This is a genomic window from Fibrella arboris (assembly GCF_041321095.1).
Lineage (GTDB): Bacteria > Bacteroidota > Bacteroidia > Cytophagales > Spirosomataceae > Fibrella > Fibrella arboris.
In genome coordinates this window covers 46,351-69,705 of the sequence record NZ_JBGGWE010000014.1, presented here as the reverse complement: position 1 = coordinate 69,705, position 23,355 = coordinate 46,351, and the positions used below count along the sequence as shown (strand labels likewise).

Genomic DNA, 23,355 nt, shown 5'->3' with positions numbered 1-23,355 from the left:
CGTTGACGTAGGTAACTATTGGTAGTGACAGCGCGCAAAAAACAAAGTGGCACAGATTTTGATGGGCAGACTGACCAACAAATTTTGTTATAAATTCAGTGAGCTAGGCGACCAGAATCGTTTTAATAAAGACGAATGCATAGGAATCACGGGCGTTTCATCGTGCTCATTTACGACCACATACCGATTTGTTAGCGAACGCAATGTCACATTCACCTCTACTGGATTAAATGGCTTGGCAATATGGGCATCAGCGCCAGCTTCCAGGCAAGCAATGCGTGTGTCGCTGTCAGCGGCCTCTGATAAAATCAGGACTGGCGTTTTTTGAGACAATTTATTCATTCTCACCAACTTGACCAGCTCTAGTCCATCAAAAAAGGGCAGATTTAGCTCGGTTATTATGCAATCAAATTGGCGGCCTTGTACTAACAAACGAACAGCATCGCGGCTATTTGTGGCAACAGTAATTGTATAATCCGAGCGTAATGTTTGTGTTAAGACCGTTACGATGTGCGGGTTTTCTTCAACAATAAGCAGCTGGCGGTTCACTTTTTTCATGGTTGATTCTGGAATGGATCTGGTTAAGTTCGATGATGGCACGGTTATTGTTTAATTTCAGATAGATTCAGGCAGCAATCTGGTTGAATCTTTTTTTCCGACAGGTGTGCTATACACAATGTTCAAAAGGGCCTAATTGAGGTTACCTGTTTGAGCTATTTGTATGCCTCTGCCGGATTTAATGCTTTAGACTATACAACTATACTGGTAGTCACAGGAATAATCACGTTTTAATTATTCCATGTTTTACATTTTACAATAAAAGGCATTTTTTGACCTTGTCATCACCCTATTTTTACGATTAGCAGGCTCATTAATCACGCTATATAGTGCATGATTTGCCTCTACCCGTGCTCCGGTCAACAGCCTGCTTACTTTTTAGCTGGTTATCCATAATTAAGCTGAAAACAACTAATACGCTCCCTCCTAACGTAGCACTTATCTCTGATATAATAGTAAGTAATCGCTGTTTATTTTCTATTCATCTTGCTGATTGTAAACTGGTTAATACACATAATCAGAGCCATAAAAGTGCGTATTCAGTTATAAACGTTCATGCCCTTAACCAGCTGTTTGACAGCTACATATATAGCTTATCCGGTAACAAATAGTTACGCTGTTCACCCTACTCGTTACGTGGCAGAAATCAGGCGGCAGAACGCACATATATTTAGTAGGCGGTCTGTGGCGAGATGCCCCCCCCAGAGTCTAAATAATTAATTAGATGTCTGGTGCATAAAAGAGTCCTGTTCAAAAGACATTTAATTTGTATTAATCTTAGAAAGTCTTCTATCAGGATTAGAAAACGACTCGCTATTATGCCTATTGACCCGTTGTCAGTTACCCATTCATCCAACGGCCCGACGAATGCTATACATAGTCTTGTAGAAAGTACAGTTCAGCAACTAGGGTCTTCAATAGCAGTAGTTTCGGGTGGTTATTCGCAGACGTATGCAGAACTGAACGCGGAAGCCGATCGTATTGCGCAACGGCTGCGTCAGACGGCGCCTGAGGCGCAGCTCATTGGTGTCAGCACTACCCGTCGCCTTAGCCTGGTTAGTCAGCTCCTGGGCATTCTGAAAGCAGGCAAGGCGTACCTCCCTCTTGATTTGACGTACCCGGCGGCTCGCCTGCAACAGATTATCAGTAGTGCGCACCTGACCTATTGCCTGGCTGATGATGATGAGCAGGCTGCTTTCGAAGCGATGGGCCTGACTGTGCCAACCCAATCTACAGGTACGTTGCCTGTAACAGCCCCAGAGCAATCGACAGCTAGTGCCTGTGTATTATATACGTCCGGGTCGACTGGTATACCCAAAGGTGTTTGTCTGGGGCACACTGGGCTTGTCGATCTGATACAGTGGCAAGCACAACACGGTACGGCGCAGCCCGGTACGCGAACATTGCAATTTTGCCACCTGAGCTTCGATGCCTCTTTTCAGGAAATTTTCGTTCCGCTGGCAACCGGCGGCACTGTTTACCTGATCGATGATTCGTATCGGCTCGATGCTGCCCGACTATTGCGCTTTATTGCTGATAACAGCATCAACCGCGTGTTCCTGCCTTATGTGGTTGTGCAATACCTGGCTGAAGCTGCCGAAACAAGTAAGCTGTTTCCCGCTACGCTTCAGGAAGTTATCACCGGTGGCGAACGGCTACGGATCACGCCCCAGATACGGCGGTTCTTCACCGAACTGCCCGACTGCACATTCATGAACGTGTATGGCCCTACCGAAGCCAGCGTTTGGGTCACCGAGCACAAACTCAGGGGCAACGCCGAGGATTGGCCAGCGTTACCACCCATTGGCGCACCGATAGCCCGCGCGCAAGTGCTTATCCTGTCTGACGAGCTGGCCGAGGTTGAGCCTGGTCAGGTAGGGGAACTATACATTGGTGGTCCTTGTGTGGCCCTTGGCTACCTGAATCGGCCCGACCTGACGGCTGAACGATTTCTTCGCTGGAAACACCCTGAAAAAGGGGACATGGTGCTTTACCGAACTGGTGATTTAGCCAGGTACGTTACTGACCCAACGGGGAACGGTCAACCAAACGGCACGCTCGACTTTTTAGGGCGCGGCGATGACCAGGTGAAAATTCGGGGAAACCGGGTTGAACTAGGTGAAATTGAAGTAGCACTGGCTCATTTGCCGGGTGTGCTTCAGGCTGTAGCGGTGGCGAATGAAAGTCAGTCGGGCCAAAAGACGTTGCTTGCCTACGTTATCCTCGCTCCCGACGTCACCAGCGACGGGTCAACACTTCGGCAGCAACTGGCCAGCACCTTACCCGACTTCATGCTTCCGGCGCAGGTCCTTCTTGTTGAGTCGTTTCCGCGTACCACGAGCGGTAAAGTCGATAAGCTGGCCTTGCCGAAGCCCGAACCGACCCGGCCCGCCCTGCCTACCCTGTATCGGGAACCCGCCACGTCGCTGGAGCGCCAGATAGTCGATTTCTGGGCCGATCTTCTGGAGATTTCGCCAGTTGGTGTCGATGATAATTTCTTTGATTTAGGGGGCAATTCGCTGCTGGCCCAAAAAACGGTAGCTTTCATGGCCACCATCGGCCAAGCGTTACCAATTACTAAACTGTATCAATATCCGACGGTAGCAGGGCTGGCGGCGTTTTTTGAGCCAGGGGGCCCGCCCAACGCGGCTCCGCTTCGCGTTGCGCCAGTCAGACAGCGCGAGACATCGGGCGATGTTGCGGTGATCGGTATGGGCGGCAGGTTTCCGGGGGCCAACACAATTGATGAACTATGGCAGGTGTTGACCGAAGGTCGGGAGACCACCCGCTTTTTCTCGCCCGACGAGCTCGACCCATCCATTCCGGCTCAGGTACGTGCCAACCCGGCTTATGTACGGGCGCGGGGCATTATTGACCAGGCCGATCAGTTCGATCCGGCCTTTTTTGGGCTAACGCCAGCGCTGGCCAACCTCATGGATCCGCAACAGCGCATCTTTCTGGAGATTGCCTATGAAGTGCTGGAACAAACGGGTTATCTGCCTCAGCTAGCCGGATCGGTACGTGATGAGCTGGTTGGCGTCTGGGCCGGCTGCGGCAACAATACGTACTTCCTGAATAATGTATTGCCCAATCCGGCAGCAATGGAACGGGTAGGTGCTTTTCAGGCCATGACGGTAAATGAAAAAGACTACATTGCTTCGCGCACGGCCTACCAGCTAAACCTGAAGGGCCCTGCCGTAAGTGTCTATTCGGCCTGCTCTACGTCGCTGCTGGCCATCACGCAGGCGGTTGAGAGTTTACGCAGTGGACAGTGTACGGTAGCGCTGGCGGGTGGCGCGGCCATTACATCGCCCGTTCACAGCGGGCATTTCTATGAAGAAGGCGCGATGCTGAGCCGAACGGGGCAATGCCGATCGTTTGATGCTGATGCGAGTGGCACGGTCTTCAGCGATGGGGCTGGCGTAGTACTCCTGAAACCGCTGGAGGCAGCCCAACGTGATGGTGACCTTATTTTCGCCGTCATCAAAGGCGTAGGGGTCAACAACGACGGAGGCGGAAAAGGTAGCTTCACCGCGCCTAATGCCGAAGGCCAAGCCGCAGCCATTATGCAGGCGCTGGCCGACGCACAGGTTGCCCCGGCCACGATTCAGTATATAGAAGCGCACGGCACGGCCACCCCTCTGGGCGACCCCATCGAATTTGATGGACTGACAATGGCTTTTGGCCCACAGGCTGACAAGCAGTTTTGTGCCCTTGGCTCCATCAAGAGCAACATGGGCCACCTTACTCAGGCGGCAGGCGTGGCAGCACTCATTAAAACGGTGCTGGCGCTGCATCATCAAAAAATACCGGCGTCGCTGCATTTTGAGCGCCCTAACCCCGCTATTGACTTTTCAACCAGTCCATTTTTCGTCAACACAACCCTCCGCGACTGGCCAATCGAGGCGCTGCCACGGCGGGCTGGTGTTAGTTCATTTGGCGTAGGAGGCACCAATGTTCATGTGGTGCTGGAAGAAGCCCCTACCCCGGTGGCAGCACCAGCCGACGCCTCTCCAGCCACGAACCGACCGTATCAGCTGCTAACCTGGTCGGCCCGATCGGCACCTAGCCGCGAGGCTTACGGGACACGCCTGGGTACGTACCTACAAGCGCCCGACGCTGCGCCGCTGGCCGATGTTGCCTATACATTGCAAACCACCCGTCCAGCTATGGGGCAACGGCGGTTCGTTGTGGCAGCCAACGCCACACAAGCGGGCGACGCCCTGCTGGAAAAGGATACCAATACGCATACGCTCAACGGGCGACCGGGCGAAGTGGTGTTTATGTTCCCCGGTCAGGGCGCTCAATATCTTGGCATGGGTCACGACTTTTACCAGCACGAACCCGTTTACCGCGACGCGGTAGACACCTGCGCTGACCTGTTGACCCCTTACCTCGATGTGGATATCCGGTCGGTCATGTACCCCAAAAAGGCTGGACTGGCGGCGAAAGAGTTGCTCAAGAATACCCGTTACACGCAACCAGCTTTGTTTGTGACCAACTATGCGCTGGCCAAACTATGGCAAAGCTGGGGCATCGAACCAACCATTCTGTGCGGCCATAGCCTGGGCGAATTTGTCGCGGCTCATCTGGCAGGCGTCTTTTCGCTGCCCGATGCCCTTCAGCTGATTGCCCGCCGGGGCCAGCTGGTTGGCTCCTGCCTGCGCGGCAGTATGCTGTCGGTTCGGCGGTCGGTGGCAGATGTTCAGGCAATACTCCCCGATACGTTGTCGATAGCGGCCATCAACAGCCATAGCCTGTGTGTGGTGGCGGGTACTGACGAAGATGTGGCGGCCTTTGCGCAACGGCTGGATCAGAAGAGTATTCCGAACCGCGTACTCGAAACCAGCCACGCTTTTCATTCAACCATGATGGACCCGGTGGTGGCAGCGTTTACTGAAACGGTTCAGCAGATTGCGCTGTCACGGCCCAAAAAACCGATCGTGTCAACGGTCAGTGGCACCTGGCTTACCGATCAGCAAGCCACCGACCCGCATTATTGGGCGGCCCACCTGCGTCAGACCGTCCGGTTTGCCGATGCTTTGGATACGATTCTGGGCCTGCGGAACCCGCTTTTGCTCGAAGTGGGCCCCGGCACCAGCAGCACCACACTCGCCCGGCAGCAGGCAAGCCGTGGGGTGGCAGGTCAGCGGCCCATGACGGCAGTGGCCAGCCTGCACCGCCCCGACGAACAGACCGACTATCAGGCTCTGCTGACGGCGCTGGGTAGCGTCTGGCTACAGGGCCTCGACCCCGACTGGGGGGCTTTCTATGCCAATCACGCCCAGCGTATAGTGCCACTACCGACCTATGCCTTTGATAAAAAACGCTGTTGGGTAGACCCGCCTGCCGGAGCCATTCCCCTGATTCCCACGCAGGGCAGCCAGGGGAATACGACTCAGGCGGCGGCTCTACCACCGTTCTTCGAGCAGCCTAAAGAAAGTGGGGACCATTTAACCGATCATCAACGTACTTTTTCACAGGAAACGACTAGTTACTCAACACCAGCCGTACTTATGCGCAGTGAACATCTTCTCAATCAGTTAAATACGCTACTCGAAGACGCGTCGGGTATTGATATGTCGGGAACGTCGCCCACCACGTCGTTCCTCGAAATTGGCCTCGACTCGTTGCTGCTTACGCAGGTATCCATCAGCCTGCGGCGTACGTTTGGCGTTCCGATCACCTTCCGGCAACTAAGCGGCGAGTTCGATACCCCCCAGAAACTGGCAACGTACCTGGACGCGCAACTCCCCGCTGATGCTCACCAGCCAGCGCCTATTGCGGCTACCGTGTCGGCACCGGCTCAGCCAGCCTATGCACCGCAGCCTGTTGCTTACCAGCCAACTGCTGGTCAGGTTGGAGTGGCCCCGCATCCGGGTGATTCGGCGCTGGGGCTGATCGCTCAGCAATTACAGATTTTGGCAAAACAGGTAGCCCTGATGCAGGGAGCGCCAATGGCGGCTGTGCCTAACGTACCTGCGCCGCCACCCGTCGCCCCTCCTGCGCCTCAGCCCGCCCACGTACCGGTGGCGAATGCGGCCCCGAAGCTATCGGTGTCTGTTCCCAACCCGGACATTACGCCCGAGGAAGCGGCCGAACTGAAAAAACCGTTTGGCGCCACGGCCCGCATTGACCGGCAGGTGACCGGCCTCAGCCCGAAACAGGAGCAGTTTTTGGCTGACCTGACCGCCCGATACACCAGGAAAACGGCAAAAAGCAAAGAATACACGCAGCATCACCGCGCCCAGATGGCAGACCCACGCGTGGTGTCGGGTTTCCGGCCGCTGACAAAGGAGATCGTATACCCGCTGGTGATTAACAAGTCGAAAGGAAGCCGCCTTTGGGACCTCGACGGCAACGAATACATCGACTCGCTGAATGGTTTTGGCGCCACAATGTTTGGTCACCAGCCCGACTTCATCAAAGAGGCGCTCCACGAGCAGGTTGAAAATGGCTACGAAGTGGGGCCGCAACACGAACTGGCGGGCGAAGTTTGCCAGTTGGTCTGCGAGTTCACCAGGTTCGACCGGGCCGCGTTGTGCAGCACCGGCTCTGAAGCGGTGTTGGGAACCATGCGTATAGCCCGGACTATCACAGGGCGCTCCCTGATCGTTGCTTTTACTGGCTCCTACCACGGCATTGTCGACGAAGTGCTGGTTCGTGGCACCAAAAAGCTGAAGTCGTTCCCGGCGGCGGCGGGTATCATGCCTGAGTCGGTGCAGAATATGCTGATCCTCGATTACGGCACCGATGAGAGCCTCCGCATTATTCGTGAGCGAGCCCATGAACTGGCCGCCGTGCTGGTTGAACCCGTGCAAAGCCGTCGGCCCGAATTCAGGCCCATCGAATTCCTGAAAGAAGTACGGGCCATCACCGAAGCCTCGGGCACCGCCCTGATCTTCGATGAAGTGATCACCGGCTTCCGCATGCACCTTGGCGGCGCACAGGCGTTGTTCGGCATTAAAGCCGATCTGGCGTCGTACGGGAAAGTGATTGGTGGCGGGCTGCCCATCGGGGTAATTGCGGGCAAAAAAGCCTTCATGGATGCGCTCGACGGCGGTTTCTGGCAGTATGGCGACGATTCGTTCCCCGAAGTGGGCGTCACGTATTTCGCGGGTACATTCGTGCGGCATCCGTTGGCGCTGGCCTCGGCCAAAGCGTCGCTGCTGCATCTACAGGCCGAAAGCCCATCGCTACAAAAACGATTGACCCGCCACGCCGAACAACTGGCCACGGCGCTCAACGCCCGCTTCGACCGGCAGCAGCTACCCATCGTGGCCACACAGTTTGGCTCACTCTGGCGACTGAAATGGACAGAGGATGTGCCGTATGGCGAATTGCTGTTCACGATGATGCGCGAAAAAGGCATTCATATCTGGGACGGCTTCCCCTGTTTCATCACCGAAGCCCACACCGACGCCGACCTGACCAGAATCCGCGAAGCCTGCCTCACCAGCATCGACGCCCTGATTGCGGCGGGTTTCCTGACGCCGGGCGTCACCGACACCAACAACGTACCTGGCGTATGGTCGGCTGATTCGCCGCCTGTTCCTGGTGCCCGCCTGGGCCGCGACCAACAGGGCAACCCTGCCTGGTTCATCGCCGACCCCGACAAACCCGGTTCGTACCGGCAGCTGGAGGGCGTGTAGGCGCGTCAGGCCATATACTTCTTTCGCACGGGCCCTTCGACCAGCCGTTCCCGACGATCGCAGGGTCCGCGCGAAAGAAACGTACCGTACCCCGCTGTGGGCAAGACAATTTCAGGGCAAACGAATCTGTTTTATAGAACAGTTTGTTACACCTTTATACAAACTTGTTTTGCCTACCCTATGATTTCTTTGCGTAACTGGCCGTTGATGCTGACGGTCGCGCTTGGCTTGTCGATGCCCGTTCTGGCGCAGTCGAAAAAGGCCGCTTCACCCGTTGTTGTTCGCTTCAACCCCGCCGCACCGATTCCGTTCGACAAGGACGTGAAGGTGGGAAAACTGCCCAACGGCCTCACTTATTACATCCGCAAAAATGCCGAACCGGCCAACCGCGCCGAACTCCGGCTGGTTGTGCGGGCTGGCTCGGTGCTGGAAAACGATGCGCAGCAGGGTCTGGCTCACTTCATGGAGCATATGGCCTTCAACGGCACCAAAAACTTTCCGAAGAACGAGCTGGTCAATTTCCTGCAATCGTCGGGTATCCGGTTCGGGGCCGACCTGAACGCCTACACCAGTTTCGACGAAACGGTTTACGAACTGCCCGTTCCGACCGATTCGGCGAAGGTCTTTGAGCGGTCGATGCAGATTCTGGAAGACTGGGCGCATAACGTGACCCTCGACACGACCGAGATCAACAAAGAACGTGGCGTAGTGCTGGAAGAATGGCGACTTGGCCGGGGCGCCCAGCAACGGATGCGCGACAAATACTTTCCATACATCCTCAATAACTCGCGCTACGCCAACCGCCTGCCTATCGGTAAAGACAGCATCATCCGCACGTTCCGGCCCGAGGTATTGCGGTCGTTCTACAAAACCTGGTACCGGCCCGATCTGATGGCCGTGATCGCCGTGGGCGATTTCGACGTGAGCAAGGTGGAAGCCATGATCCGGCAGAAGTTCGGTCGGATCCCGAAAGCCACGTCTCCTATTCCGCGCCCAACGTACCTGATCGATGCGCACAAAGACACGAAGGTGGTCATTGTGACGGATAACGAACAGCCAAACACGGTCATCCAGCTTATTTACAAACGCCCCGAGTTAAAGGACCGTACGCTGGGCGATCTGAAAGCCGACATTACGCGTGAGCTGTTTAATGCCATGCTGGGCAACCGCATCCAGGAGCTGACGCAGCAGGCCGATCCGCCTTTTCTGTACGGAGCCAGCAACTACGGGTCGTTCCTGGGCAATCTGGATGCCTTCACAGCCTTTGCCGTGGCCAAGGAAGGCAATATCCAGCGGTCGATTCAGGCCCTGTTGAACGAGACCTCACGGGTGAAGCAGTTCGGCTTTACGGCCACTGAAATGGCCCGCGCCAAAACAGAACTGTTGCGGGGTGCCGAGCAGGCCTATGCCGAACGCAATAAAACACGCTCGGCTAACTACGTAGGCCAATACGTGGGGAATTTCACGGACCAGGAGCCCGTAGTCAGCGTCGACTACTACTATAATTTTGTCCGGCAAAATCTTGCCAGTATCGCGCTACCCGAGATCAACGGACTGGTCGATCAGTTTATTCGTGCTGAAAACCGGGCGGTGGTTATTATGGCGCCCGAGGCAGACAAAGCCAAGCTGCCCAGCGTTGCCACGGTGATCAGCTACATCGATGCCGCCGGCAAAGACCTGACCGCCTACGACGATAAAGTGCTCGACAAGCCCTTGCTGGCCACACCGCCCACACCCGGCCCCGTAGTCAGCGAAACGAAGATCGACAAGATTGGCGTGACAGAACTACGGCTGAAGAACGGCGTGCGGGTTGTGCTGAAGCCCACGACGTTCAAGAACGATCAGGTGCTGTTTAGCGGCAATAGCCTCGGGGGCACGTCGCTGTATGACCTGCCCGATTACCAGACGGCCCGCTTCGCCTCCACACTGGTTGCGTTGGGCGGTACCGGCGACTACAGCCAGATTCAGCTCGGTAAGTTTCTGGCCGGTAAAGCCTTGAATGTATCGCCCTACATTTCGGAACTGGGCGAAGGCATCAGTGGCAGCGCGGCGCCGAAAGACCTGGAAACGGCGCTTCAGCTCCTGAACAGCTACTTCACCCAGCCCCGCCGCGACCCCGACGTGGTGGCCGGTTTCCTCTCGAATCAGAAGAGTGCGCTGGCAAACCAGCTGGCTACGCCAACGCCGCAAAAGGTATTTCAGGACACCATCTCGGTCACGTTGGGCAACCATAATCCACGCCGCCAGCCCCTCACCCCTGCCGACCTCGACCGGGTGAACCTGGACCGGGCCATCCAGATCTACAAAGATCGATTTGCCGACGCCAGTAATTTTACCTTCGTTTTTGTCGGCAATTTCGATGTAGCGAAGATTCGGCCGTTGCTGGAAACGTACCTGGGCAGCCTGCCTACGAAAAATGGCAACGAAACCTTCCGCGATCTGGGCATTCGGGCACCACAGGGGCAGCTGAGTAAAACCGTTCGGCGGGGCGTTGATCCGAAGGCCAGTGTGCAACTGGTTTATAGCGGCAATTTCGACTGGTCGCCCGAGAATGCCACGCAGGTAGATGCACTGGCCGAAGTATTGGAAATCAAGCTGGTCGAGCAGCTGCGCGAAGCCGAAAGTGGTGTGTATGGCGTCTCGGCTAGCGGCGTGTACGGGCGTTACCCGGTGCCTCGCTATACCTTCCGCATCAATTTTGGCTGTGCCCCGGACAATGTAGACAAGCTGATAGCGCTGGTTCATAAAGAAATTGCCAGGCTAAAAACCAGCGGTGCCGACCTAACCGATATTGCCAAGTTTAAAGCCGAAACCCAACGGGAGCAGGAAGTGCAACGCAAAGACAACAGTTTCTGGCTCAGCTACCTCTCGAACCAGTATTACAATGGAGATGATCTAACAGAACTCCTCCGCGAACCGGAGCTGATGAAACAGGTAACGGTTGAGAGCACCAAAGCTGCCGCCAATCGGTACCTCGGCGACAACCTGATCCGGTTTGTTCTGCTCCCGAAGGACTAACAGGTGAGCTTCGCCCTGTAGGAGGCTATAGTTACCGACCGCGAAGTCCTCATTTCCCTATGATCCGACTTAAACTTGCCCGTAATATCAAAAAGTCCCTGCCAGGCAGGGACTTTTTTTGTCTATCTCCGGCCCTTCGTCTGCCGAACACGAACCGGCGCGCAAACGTCGGGCTTACAGAGGCAATTAACTGGTAATAAGGTCAGTGTAAGGTCTTTTGTACAACCGGCCGACGTGACAAGACGGATTGTATAGGGCTGCCCGGCGTCATTGTTGGGGTTAGGCAGGTCGGTTCGAAGTACGCCATTAGCCGGCACCACCGGCAACGTACCCAGGTCGGCAATAACGGTAGTGAAACTGGTCCCTTCCGAGATGGCATACCGCCAGGTGGGGTCAAACGTGGTCAGCATCAACTGACCATCCTGCCGGGGTAACGGGCCTGTGCAGTTTGACGAAATAGCCTGTCCTGCCAGGGTCAGGTCATCGGCTTGCGTTAACGTGAAGCTGGTCACTTCGTGGCATCCGTTGGCGTCGGCCACCGTCAGTGAGTAGATGCCGGCACCCAGATCGGTCAACTCTTCGGTTGTTGCACCGGTGCTCCACGTGAAGCTATATGGGTTTACCGGCGATCCGGGCGTAGCGCCTTCAACATGTACATCGATACTACCCGTCGCTGCTCCATAACAGCGTATCGGTTTCACTACCGCGTTCAGCATAAATGGGGGCGGTTGTGATACGGTTACGACCGTAGTAGCCGAGCACCCGTTCGCGTCGGTCACGGTGAGCGAGTATGTACCTGCGGGGAAGCTGGCAACCGTGGCGTTGGTTTGCCCGTTGCTCCACAAATACTGATAAGCTGGTCCAGACGTGGCAGGCGTCCCACCCCGTATTTCGGTGGTGACGGTGCCTGCCTGTCCTGTGCAGGAAACTGACGTGGGCAAAACCGAAACCGCCAGTGGGTTGGGTTGTTCAACCACAAATCGACCGGTCGCCAAACAGCTATTCCCGTCGGTCACCGTGACCGAATAGCCGCCCGCCAACAAGCCAGACACCATTGAGGATGATGCAGTGAAGATCGTGTTATCGCTGGTCCAGCTGTAGCTGTATGGGAACGTACCTGAGGCGTCAATACCACCCGTAGCGGTCAGACTGATGGCTCCGTTGGTGCCACCAGCGCAGTTTACGTTTGTTTGATCGCTGATCAGGGATAGGGCCGATGGCTGATTTATCGTTACTGATAGCCTGGCCGAGCAACCGTTGGCATCTACGATTGTAACGCTATAGACCCCGGCCGTCAGGCCCGAAATCAGCGACGTCGACTGGCCATTGCTCCAGGTATAGCTGTAGGGCCATGTACCTCCGCTTGCTGTCAGGCTGGCCAGCCCGTCGTGGCCCGCAAAGCAGCGCACATCCGTTATGGCAACAGCCACACTAAGGGCGGTGGGCTCAGCCACGGTAAACGAATCGGTACGTGTGCAGCCCGTTCCATCGGCGACGGTAACTGAATAGGCCCCTGCCAGTAAACCACCGATGGCCGAACCAGAGGTGCCGTTGCTCCAGGCATATACGTAGGCCTGACCCGACAGGCTGGGGGTACCTCCCGCCATGGTCAGGCTCACGGCCCCATCCAGACCATCGTGGCAGGAAACAGGCGTTACCACGGCAGTAAGACTCAGGGCCGTGGGTTGGGCAACGCTGAACGAATCCTGGCGCGAACAGCCCTGGCCATCTGTCGTGGTTACCGCGTAGACACCAGCAAGCAGACCACTAACCGCCGCCGACGAGGCCCCGTTGTTCCACGCAAAAGTATAAGGCAGGGTGCCGCCCGTTACTGTCAGACTCACCGCTCCGTCGGCACCACCGACACAGCGAACGGGCGTAACGGCACTACCGATCGTTAGCGGGTCGGGCTGGCCAATGGTGAACGAACTGGTGCTTGTGCAGGTAACGGCATCGGTCACCGTCACGGAATAAACACCCGCCGATAGCCCCCCCAGTAACGATGTGGACTGGCCGTTGCTCCAGCTATATGAATAGGGTTGGCCTGGCCTATTGGCGGTGCCACCTGTTACAGATAGACTCAGCGTTCCGTCGGTGCCCGAAAAACAGGAAACGGCGGTGGTTAGCTCCGCCAGACGTAGGGCAGTGGGCTGTCCTACGCTATATGAGCGAATGAGGGAACAACCCTTGTCATCCGTCAGAATAACATCGTATGCTTTAGCCGTTAATCCGCTGGCGGCTGACGTAGCCTGTCCACTGCTCCAGGTATAGCTGTAGGGGCCAACGCCGCCCAGGCCGGTTAAACTTATAACGCCATCGGCACCACCGAAACAACGAACATCGCTAATCTGGTGCATCAGGCTCAACGCTTCGGGCTGACTGACACTAATCACCAATTCGACAGAGCAGTTGTTGGCATCCCCAAGTGTAAGCACATAGGCACCCGCATACAACCCTGTCTGTGTCAGCGAATTGGGCAGTTGGTGCGTATAGCCGTCGGTCCAGGTATAGCTGTAGGGGCCGGTGCCTCCCGCCAGGGTTGTGCTGATGGCTCCATTGGCATGTCCAAAGCAACTCACTGGAATGACATTGATTTCTGCGGCAAGCCGCAACGGCTGGGTCAACCTTACGGTGAGGGTATCCCGGCAGGCGTGGGCATCGGCGACGATGAGCGTGTAGGTTCCTGCCGACACGTTGTCGAGCCGATTGGTCGTACTGAGCAGGGTGGTCGATCCGCTATCGGTCCAGGTATAACTGTAGGGACCGGTGCCACCTGCTACGCTGGCTTCTGCCCAGCCGGTCCGGTCACCTTCGCACAGGTTGTTCTGCTGCGCAATGGTGACCGTCAGTTGTGGCGGTTCCGTAACAGCCAACGACAACAGCGCCGAACAGCCGTTTTTATCCGTGGTCGTCACGGAGTACACACCAGCCAGTAAACCGGTTTGATTGGGCGTGGTCACGCCGTTGTTCCAGCCATATTGATACAGCGGCGTGCCCCCCGTTGCGGTCAGGCTAATGGCTCCATCGTGTCCCCCCGCGCAGGAAGCGGCCACCGTCAGCCCGGCGACCGACAGGGCCGTGGGCTGACTAACGCTGGCACTCATAAACTGACTACACTGATTCCCATCGGTCACGGTTACTGAATACGTACCCGCCACCAGGCCCGTCACGGCAGAGGTCGATGCACCCGTATGCCACAGGTACGTGTAAGAATCACCCGTCAGGAGCGGCGTGCCCCCTACCGCAAGAACCGACAGAGCGCCGTCTGACCCGCCGAAGCAACTGACATCGGCTACGCTGATTTGCAGACGGAGCGAAGTGGGCTGCGTCAGCGTACGCGTGAGGGCAATCTGACAACCATTCGCATCCGTCACCGCTACCTGATACACACCGGCAGTCAGGCTGGTTCGGTCAGAGAGCGTGGCCCCGTCGGTCCAGCTATAGCTAAACGGCTGTGTTCCTCCGGCGACGGTCAGACTGATAGCACCGTTCGATCCATCAAAGCAGGTAATGTTTGTTGGTGTAGCGCTGATGGCTAACGCCGGTGGCTGGGTCAGTGTTACGCTGGAGGCAACGGCACACTGCTTTGCGTCGGTCACCGTCACCGAATACACCCCGGCTGGCTGGTTTACTAACTCCGCCAGGCGCGAACCGGTAGTCCAGACAATAGTGTAACCGACGGTGCCCGTTCCCGGGGTGCCGCCCGTCACGGTGAGGCTGGCACTGCCGGTATTGCCGCCAAAGCAGGCGATGTTTGTCGTACTGGTACTTACCGATAAGGCGGATGGCTGGGTCAGCGTGAATGACTCGACTACCGTACAGTTGTTGGCATCCGACACGGTTACGGAGTATACGCCCGCAGGTACGTTCCGAATAGATGGTGTTGTAGCGCCCGTGCTCCACACGTAGGTGTAGGGGTGTTCGGGCGTCCCCGGTGTGCCCCCAGACGCCTCGATGCTGATCTGTCCGTTTGATCCACCGAAACACAGGATATCGATTGTTGCGGCAGTTAGACTCAGCCCCGTTGGCTGCTCGACCAGCGCCGATGAATTAGCCATACAGCCATTGGCATCAACGGCTGTCACCGAGTACGTCCCGGCCTGCAACGCCGTTAGCTGCTGCGCTTCTATACCCGTATCCCAACGATACCGGTAAGCGGCGGTAGTTGTGAGTGGCGTTCCGCCAAGGGCGGTGGCCGATACCACCCCGTCGGCAAGGCCGTTGCAAAGTGGTGGGGCAACGAACATCATCAGCACCACGCCCATCGGCTGCGTCAGCGATTCTACCAGCGTAATGAGGCAGCCCTGCGCGTCGGTAACGTTCACCGAATAAGTGCCAACGGGTAAAGCGGTTCGGCTGGGACTGTTCAACACACTATCCGTCCAGTCGTAGCTGTAGGGACTGGTTCCCCCACCGATCGTCGTAGCAATCCGTCCGTCGCCCCCCCCCAAGCAACTGACACTGGTACCACTAATGCTGCCGGTCAGGGCGGGGGGTTGCGTTATTGTCAGGCTTTGTTGTGCTGAACATTGGTTCGCATCGGTCACCGTCAGCGCATAAACGCCCGCCCGAAGCCTCCCCACCGACGGGACAATAGCGCCCGTATTCCACAGGTACGTATACGAGCCAACGCCGCCTGTAGCGGTCAGGCTGGCGGTGCCGTTAGTTCCTCCAAAACAGTTGACGTTGGTAGCCGACACCGCTACCGATATGGCTGATGGTTGTGTCAGTGTAAACGAAACCAGTTGATTACAGCCGTTCGCATCCGACACGGTTACGGTGTATATGCCCGCAGGTACGTTGTCGAGGGATGCCGTTGCCGCGCCTGTATTCCACGCATACGAGTAAGGTAATGTCCCCCCGGATACAGCCAGGTTAATTTGCCCGTTGGTGCCTCCATAGCAGCGGACGTTGATTTTCGTGCTGGTGACCGTCAGCGCCGTTGGCTGTGTTACGGCGGCCTGTGCCTGCGCCATACAGCTATTGGCGTCCGTAACAGTTAGCGCATACGCACCGGCAGGCAGCGCCGAAACCGCCGATGTAGAGGCGCCTGTTCCCCAGGTATAGCTATACGACGGGGTTCCGCCCTGTACACTGGCCAGTACGGTTCCGTCTGCCGCGCCAAAACAGCGGGCGGGCGTGGGGGTGAGTGCCACAACGAGTGGCGCAGGCTGGTCGAGTGTAGCCCCATTGCCTGTTTGGCAGCCGTTGGCGTCGGTCACCACCACGAGGTATTGGCCTGCGCTCAGCCCTGTTCGATTGCTTATTGCCGTTGGGCCGTCAGTCCAACTATACGAATAGGGGGCGGTTCCTCCCGTCACCGTGACACTGAGGCTACCTGTTGTTCCCGCAAAACAGGCGATCGACTGACTGGTCACGGCCGAGGTCAGGGCGGGGGGTTGGGTAATGGTAAATGACTGAACAAGAACGCACTGGTTGGCGTCGGTGATCGTGACCGAATACAGCCCGGCAACGAGGCCGGTCCGGTCTTTCGTAGTACCTCCATCATTCCAGGCAAAGGCGGGCTGGCCGGTGCCGCCCGAAACGGTCAGACTGATGGTGCCCGTTGCCTTGCCAAAACAGGCAACAGGTTGTAGCACGCTCGTCAGTGTTAATGGGTCTGGCTGGGTCAGCGTAAACGAGCGGACGTCTGAACAAGCCTGCCCGTCGGTGACTGTCAGGGAATAAACGCCCGCCACTAATCCAGTCAGGCTGGCCACAGGCAAGCCGGTTCCCGCAGGCCCAGTCCATGAATAGGCATATGGCAACGTACCTCCGGTTACGTCTAGATCGATGCGGCCCGATGCCTGCTGGAAACAGGTCAGGTTGGTCGTGCTGCTGGTCACTGACAAGGCCGTAGGCTGGTCAATGGTGATCCGTAACTCATCCGAGCAACCGTTGGCATCCGTGACCGTTACGCTATACACACCCGCCACCAGGTTGGTAATCGTAGCCGTGGTGGCTCCAGTACTGGCCGGTCCGGTCCACGAATAGGAATACGGCAATGTACCGCCAGCAGGCGACACGGCAATCTGCCCATTATTACCGCCAAAGCAGGTCACGTCGGTATAGCTGGCCCCCATTGTCAGTAGTGGCGGCTGGGTAAGGCTTTGGGTAGCCGTGGCCGTACAGCCATTGGCGTCGGTCACCGTCACCGAATACGTACCGGCCAGCAGGTTGGTCAGTTGCCGGGTGGTGGCCCCGTTGTTGGTCGGCCCAGCCCAGGCAAAAGCAAAAGGTGACCGGCCACCGGCCGCCGTTAAGCTAATGACGCCTTGTGGCTCGCCATTACACAGCAGGTTCGTGGCGCCTGTTGCCAGGGTCAAGGCCGGTGATTCAGTAATCGTAATGGTCGTGCTTTGTACGCAACTGTTGCTGTCAACGACGTTGATGAGGTATGAACCGGCCGGTAGCCCCGTTGTCAGCGTACTGTTGCTCACCACCGTATTGGCGGCGTTGGTCATCGTGAGGGCGTAGGGCGGCGTGGCTCCTTCAATTTTGAGCGAAATAACGCCGGTCGACTGGTTAGTGCAGGCCACAGCCGTTACGCTGGCGGCAATACCAAACGGCGGCGGTTCAACAATGGTAGCCGACGTAGTGGCTGTGCAACCGTTCACGTCCGTCACAACAACGGAATAGAACCCGGCGGCCAGCCCATACACCGACGCTGTAGTTGCTCCCGAACTCCACAGGTAGGTATACGGGGACGTGCCACCGCGCGTGTCGGTGACAATACTGGCTGGCTGCGCGTTACACAACACCAGCGACGGATCGGGCTGAATGGTCAACGGGATGGGTTGCGTAATGGGCACCGTCACCTGGAGCTGACAGCCGTTGCCGTCTGTGATGGTCACAGTGTACGTTGTTGAGGCCAGGCCCGAAATGTCCTGAGTTGTAGCGCCGTTGCTCCACAGGTAGGTGTACGGCGCAACGCCTCCGGCGGGCACCAGGTCAATGGCTCCATTGGCTCCGTTGGTACAGCTCACGTTGGTATGACTTTGCGTAGCCGATAGGCCAGTGGGCTGGGTCAGCGACCGGCTGATGGTCAGGGTACAGGCGTTACTGTCAGTAACGGTCACTGAATACGTAGCTGCCAGCACACCGGCAAGATCTTCGGTCGTGCTGCCGTCTGACCATTGAAATGAATAGGGTGTAGTGCCGCCCGAAGGCGTTACGTTCACGGCCCCATTTTGTCCACCAAAGCAGGCGATCGACTGGGTAGTGGCAGTTAACGAGAGGGCGGCAGGCTGCGCTACGGTTGTTGATGCACTAGCCGCGCAACCGTTGGCATCCGTAACGGTGATTGAATAGACACCCGCCACGATGCCCGACAGGGCCGAAGTCGATGAGCCGTTACTCCACCGATACGTATACGTGCCGGTGCCGCCTTGAGTCAGTTGCCCAACGGCCCCGTCGGTTCCGCCGAAACAGGCAACGGGCCGCACCAGCAGCGTAACCGTCAGCGAAGCAGGCTGTTGCAGAGCGGCTTGTGCTTTAGCCGTACAACTGTTGGCATCGGTCACGGTTACCGAATAAGCCCCAGCCGGTAAGGAAGCCAGCGACTGGTTCGTAGCGCCGTTACTCCAGCGATAGGTGTAGGCACCCGTGCCGCCGGTAGTCGTCAGGCTGACCACACCAGTAGCAGCACCGTTGCAGGCAATGGCGGCGGGTGCCAGCGTGATCGTCAGGGCGGGCGGGTCGGTTAGCGTGGCGGCCAGTGTCTGGCTACATCCGTTGGCGTCGGTGACCGTGACCTGATACGTACCGGCCGAGATGTTGTTTAGATGCTGCGTCGTTGCCCCGTTGCTCACAGGCCCGGTCCACAGGTACGTATACGCGCCGGTGCCACCGGTTGGCGTGAGATCAATTCGGCCGGTGGCCGCGCCGAAACAGGCTGGCTGTTGCGTTGAGGCTGTCAGCGTAAGTGCAGGTGGGTCAGTCAACGTAACACTGCGACTAAGCGAGCAGCCGTTGGCATCGGTGACCGTTACGGAATACGTACCCGCCATCAGGCCCGATACATTGGCGGTAGTGCCTCCGGTAGTCCAGCGGTAGGAATAGCCGGTGGTCCCCCCCGTGGCGGTTATGCTGATACTACCCGTGGCCGAGCCGAAACAGGCTGGTGGCCGACTCGATAGCACAACGCTCAGCGCGGGTGGGTTGGTCAGCGTGGTAGTCAGCACAGCCTGGCAGTGATTGGCGTCGGTGACCGTTACGGAGTAAGCACCCGCCACCACGGCTACCAGATCCGGCGTGGTCTGCCCTCCACGCCACGCGTATGTGTAGCCAGCCGTGCCGCCCGAAGCCGTTAGGTCCACAGCGCCGTCATTAGCCCCGAAACAGGTGGGGTTCTGGCCCGTTGCCGTTAGCGTAAGGGCGCCAGGCTGCGTCAGGACCGCCGACGCCAGGGCCATACACCCGTTGGCGTCGGTGATCGTGACCGAATACAGCCCGGCAATCAGGCTAGTCAGGTTTTGTGTGCCAGCGCCGGTACTCCAGCGGTAGGTATACGCGCCGGTGCCGCCCGTTGGAGCCAGACTGATACTTCCGGTAGCAGCCTCGGTACAGGCAATGTGCTGTTTGGTCAGGTTAGGAACCAGGGCGGCCGGTTCCGTCAGGCTAAACGTCTGCGTAGCCACGCAGTTGTTGGCATCCGTTACCACGACTGAATAGCTGCCAACCTGTAACAAAGACAGGTCCTGTGTGGTGGCACCTCCACTTGTCGGGCCGCTCCAGGCATACTTATACGGCGTCTTTCCACCCGAAACTGTCAGATCGATAGCGCCGGTACTGGCTCCGTTACAGGCAACGGCCTGCAGAACGGCGCTCAGCGACAGGGCGGCAGGCTGGGTAACCGAGTACGATTGTACCAAACTGCACTGGCTGGCATCGGTCAGGGTCACTGAATAGGCGCCAGCCACCAGCGCCGCTATCGTTTGCGTTGTGGCCCCGTTCGCCACGGGACCATCCCACCGATAGGTATACGGCGCTGTGGCACCCGATGGCGACAGGCTCAGGCTACCGTTTGTTCCTCCGAAACAGCTGACCGGCTGCACCGTTGCGGAGGAGGTCAATGCCGAAGGCTGCGTTAGCGTGACCGATGTGGTTCCAGTACAGCCGTTGGCATCCGTGACCGTTACCGAATAGGTGCCCGCCATTAAAGCCGTCAAATCCTGCGTGGTCTGTCCGGTTGCGCCCTGCCCACGCCAACTATAGACGTACCCAGCAGTCCCGCCCGAAACGGTTAGGTCGATACTGCCCGTGTTGGCTCCATTACAGGTCGGATTCACCCGGTTAGTAGTCAATCCCAGGGCCGTGGGTTGCTGTATCGTGGTCGACGCCGTAGCCGTACAGCCATTGGCATCGGTCACGGTAACGGAGTAAGCACCGGCCAGTAGCCCTGACAAGTCCTTTGTTGTGACCCCGGTATTCCATATATACGTAAAAGCGCCAGCACCCCCCGTCGACGTCAGGTTGACAGTACCCGTTGCCGCACCGGTGCAGGCCACGTTTTGCGCCGCCAGCGTTAGCGTGATTGCCGGGGGCTGCGTTACCACAACCGTCAGACTCCCCACGCAATTGTTGGCATCGGTGACCGTAGCCACATACGTACCTGCCGCAAGACCGGTTAGGCTGGGCGTAGTGGTGGCCAGTGTGCTACCGCCCGTACTCCATGAATACCGATAAGCTGGCGCACCACCCGAAACAGACAGGCTAATGGCCCCGGTGGTCCGGCTGTTGCAGCCTACGTTTGTAACAGTCGATGCAATAGAGATTGTTGTAAACTGACCAACGACAGCACTGCCCGATGTGGCGCAGCCGCCCCGGTCGGTCACCGTGACCGAGTAAGGTCCCGAGGCAACGTTGGTCAGGTCTTCGGTGGTTGTTCCGTTGCTCCAGCGATAGGTATACGGCGTTGTGCCGCCACTGGGTGTCAGGTTGACCAGGCCGGTTGCCTGCCCAAAACAGGCGGCATTCTGCACGGAAAAGGATAAGACGGGCGCCGCCTGAATAGCTACCGTCTGCGTTACGGCTGCCGTACACCCATTGGCACTTGTTACTACTGCCCGTAATGTGCCGGCTCCCGCCGAACCCCAGCGCACCGTTGCCGTCTGACTGGTGGGCGTACCACCCGACGTAATGGTCCCGTTTGTGGCGCTCCAGGTATACGTACCTGCGGTAGCCGACAGGGTATAAGGCACTGACGTGCCCACACAAAATGACGTACTACTGGCCGACGTACCGGTGAACTTCACCGTGGGCACGTCGGCCTTTATGACTAGCGAGGTGGTATCAATACAGGTGTTCCCGTCGCTGACGCTGACAAAATAGCGTCCCGGCCCCGTGGCCTGAATAATCTTCGTGGTCAGTACCTGTTTATCGGGTGTGATCCATTCGTACTGAAAATTTCCGCCCGAACTGACCGGAACAACCGTGATTGATACCGCCCCCGTTGGCTGACAGATAAATGACGTACTGGACAGGACCGAGACAATGAGGTCGTTGTTATTGTTGACGTATTCCAGACAGACCTGCCCTTCGCGGCCCAGTTCATTCTGCACAATGACCCGAATGGTATCGCGCGCACAGATTGGCGCGGTGGTGCTCATCGTATAGGTCACGCATTGCTGACTGTTGAACGTCGCCGACTTGGTGTATTTCCCCGGCAGGATGCTTTTAATGGTGTTCGTATTACCGCAGCTGGTCAGTGTGAGGCAATAGTCTACGGGGCTGCCTACGGTCACCTGCGCTACGGTGATGAAATCATCGGGCTGCCCCGATTGCGCATTGATCACATCGACGCGCGCTTCGTAATTGGAATAATAGCCGTAATTACCCGTTGAGGCACCGCCCGTATTCGAGACGACCCCTACGTGAAACCGCGCGTTCGAGGTCAGCGTATTGACATTATCAACGGCGGCAATGGAGCTGTTCGGAAAACTGATAATGCTATGCGGAACGCCATTGATCGTTATCTGATCAATGACGGTTCCATAAACGGAAAACGGTTGTCCCCGAAACGTCAGGCTCGACGTACCCGAGGTAGGAATGGTAACCAGCGCCTGGTCATTGGAGGCCGCCGTTGTGCGGTAAAAGTCGATCCGTTTGCTGCCGTTACAGGGATTGATGGTTGGCAGCAGGCCCATGCCAAATTCATTCTGCGCATACGACGACACGTGATAGACGTAAGCCTTCCTGGTGGTCTTGATGTAGAACGCCCGGTTCTGCGCGTTGTTGGGCAGGTTGTAGGTGTACACCTGTCCCGCCTGCAAGGTCGTTGTCGACAACACCGACGACGTACCTGTCACGGTCGTTGGACCGGAGATGGTCACGGTCGTATTGTTCTCGACGGCTACCACAAACACATAATCAGCGTTGGCGGCGGTGTTCAGACTATGCACGGCTATATAATCGGTACCCACCGTACGGGCGGGCACCAACTGGTCGATACCCGCATCCCGGTTGCCGCTATAGGGCTGAACGGTGTGCTGTGATCCCGAGTTAACCACAATCGGGTGATCGGGATCGGACGTGACCAGCGTACCTGCCACCGACTTATTCTCCGTATTGGCTCCGTTGTTGATCACCTTCGAGCTGACCAGGTAGGTCTGCCCGGCGTTCAGGGTAATGCTAAAAGGCGTGTTGGCGGGGTGCCCCTCCAAATCGATCGGGCTACGGAACGTAACAGTGGTGCCATCCAGGGTGGCCATGACCGACACAAAATGCCGTTCGTAAGCATTGTTATTGCCGCCCAGCCGTGTCTGACTACCCGCATAAAAGGCATACCCGAGGGCGGCGCGGCATTTCAGCGGAACAATATCCTGATTCAGATTGGGCGTTAGCCGGTACGTAACCTGAACGGGTTCGCCCGACGTGATGATCAGGCCTTTACTGCTCTCTTTCGTATTGACCTGATCTGACATCACGACCGATAAAGGCAGTGAAACGATCGTTGATCCGGTTGAGGTGACGGCCACCGTTTTGGTATACGACCCATCGGCGCTGCGAATGGTCACGGTTGTATACGGAGCCGACGTTGATAAGACCAGGTCCTGCGATCCGTACACATCGGCCCCCCCGCCATTAGGCACACCCCAGATGGGCGGCATATAGCAGGTATTGGGTT

The 23,355-nt window shown here is 57.3% G+C and carries 4 protein-coding genes; 2 read left to right on the top strand and 2 right to left on the bottom strand.

The features are described from left to right. Window positions 1–87: 87 nt before the first annotated feature. Window positions 88–558, bottom strand: a complete 471-nt coding sequence (locus tag ACAW75_RS21240) for a response regulator (protein ID WP_370730765.1) — start codon at window positions 556–558, stop codon at window positions 88–90. An 818-nt stretch (window positions 559–1,376) separates the two neighbouring features. Here ACAW75_RS21240 and ACAW75_RS21235 point away from each other — a divergent pair. Together ACAW75_RS21235 and ACAW75_RS21230 are read left to right on the top strand one after the other, a co-directional pair. Then, the gene (locus ACAW75_RS21235) at window positions 1,377–8,210 is read left to right on the top strand and encodes an amino acid adenylation domain-containing protein (RefSeq protein WP_370730764.1); all 6,834 of its coding nucleotides are present in this window, start codon (window positions 1,377–1,379) and stop codon (window positions 8,208–8,210) included. A gap of 180 nt (window positions 8,211–8,390) precedes the next feature. Next, entirely contained in the window at window positions 8,391–11,228 is a 2,838-nt protein-coding gene (locus tag ACAW75_RS21230; RefSeq protein WP_370730763.1) for a M16 family metallopeptidase, read from the top strand. A gap of 122 nt (window positions 11,229–11,350) precedes the next feature. Here ACAW75_RS21230 and ACAW75_RS21225 read toward each other — a convergent pair whose 3' ends face one another. Continuing rightward, entirely contained in the window at window positions 11,351–23,338 is an 11,988-nt protein-coding gene (locus ACAW75_RS21225) for a hypothetical protein (protein ID WP_370730762.1), read from the bottom strand. Window positions 23,339–23,355 lie beyond the last annotated feature (17 nt).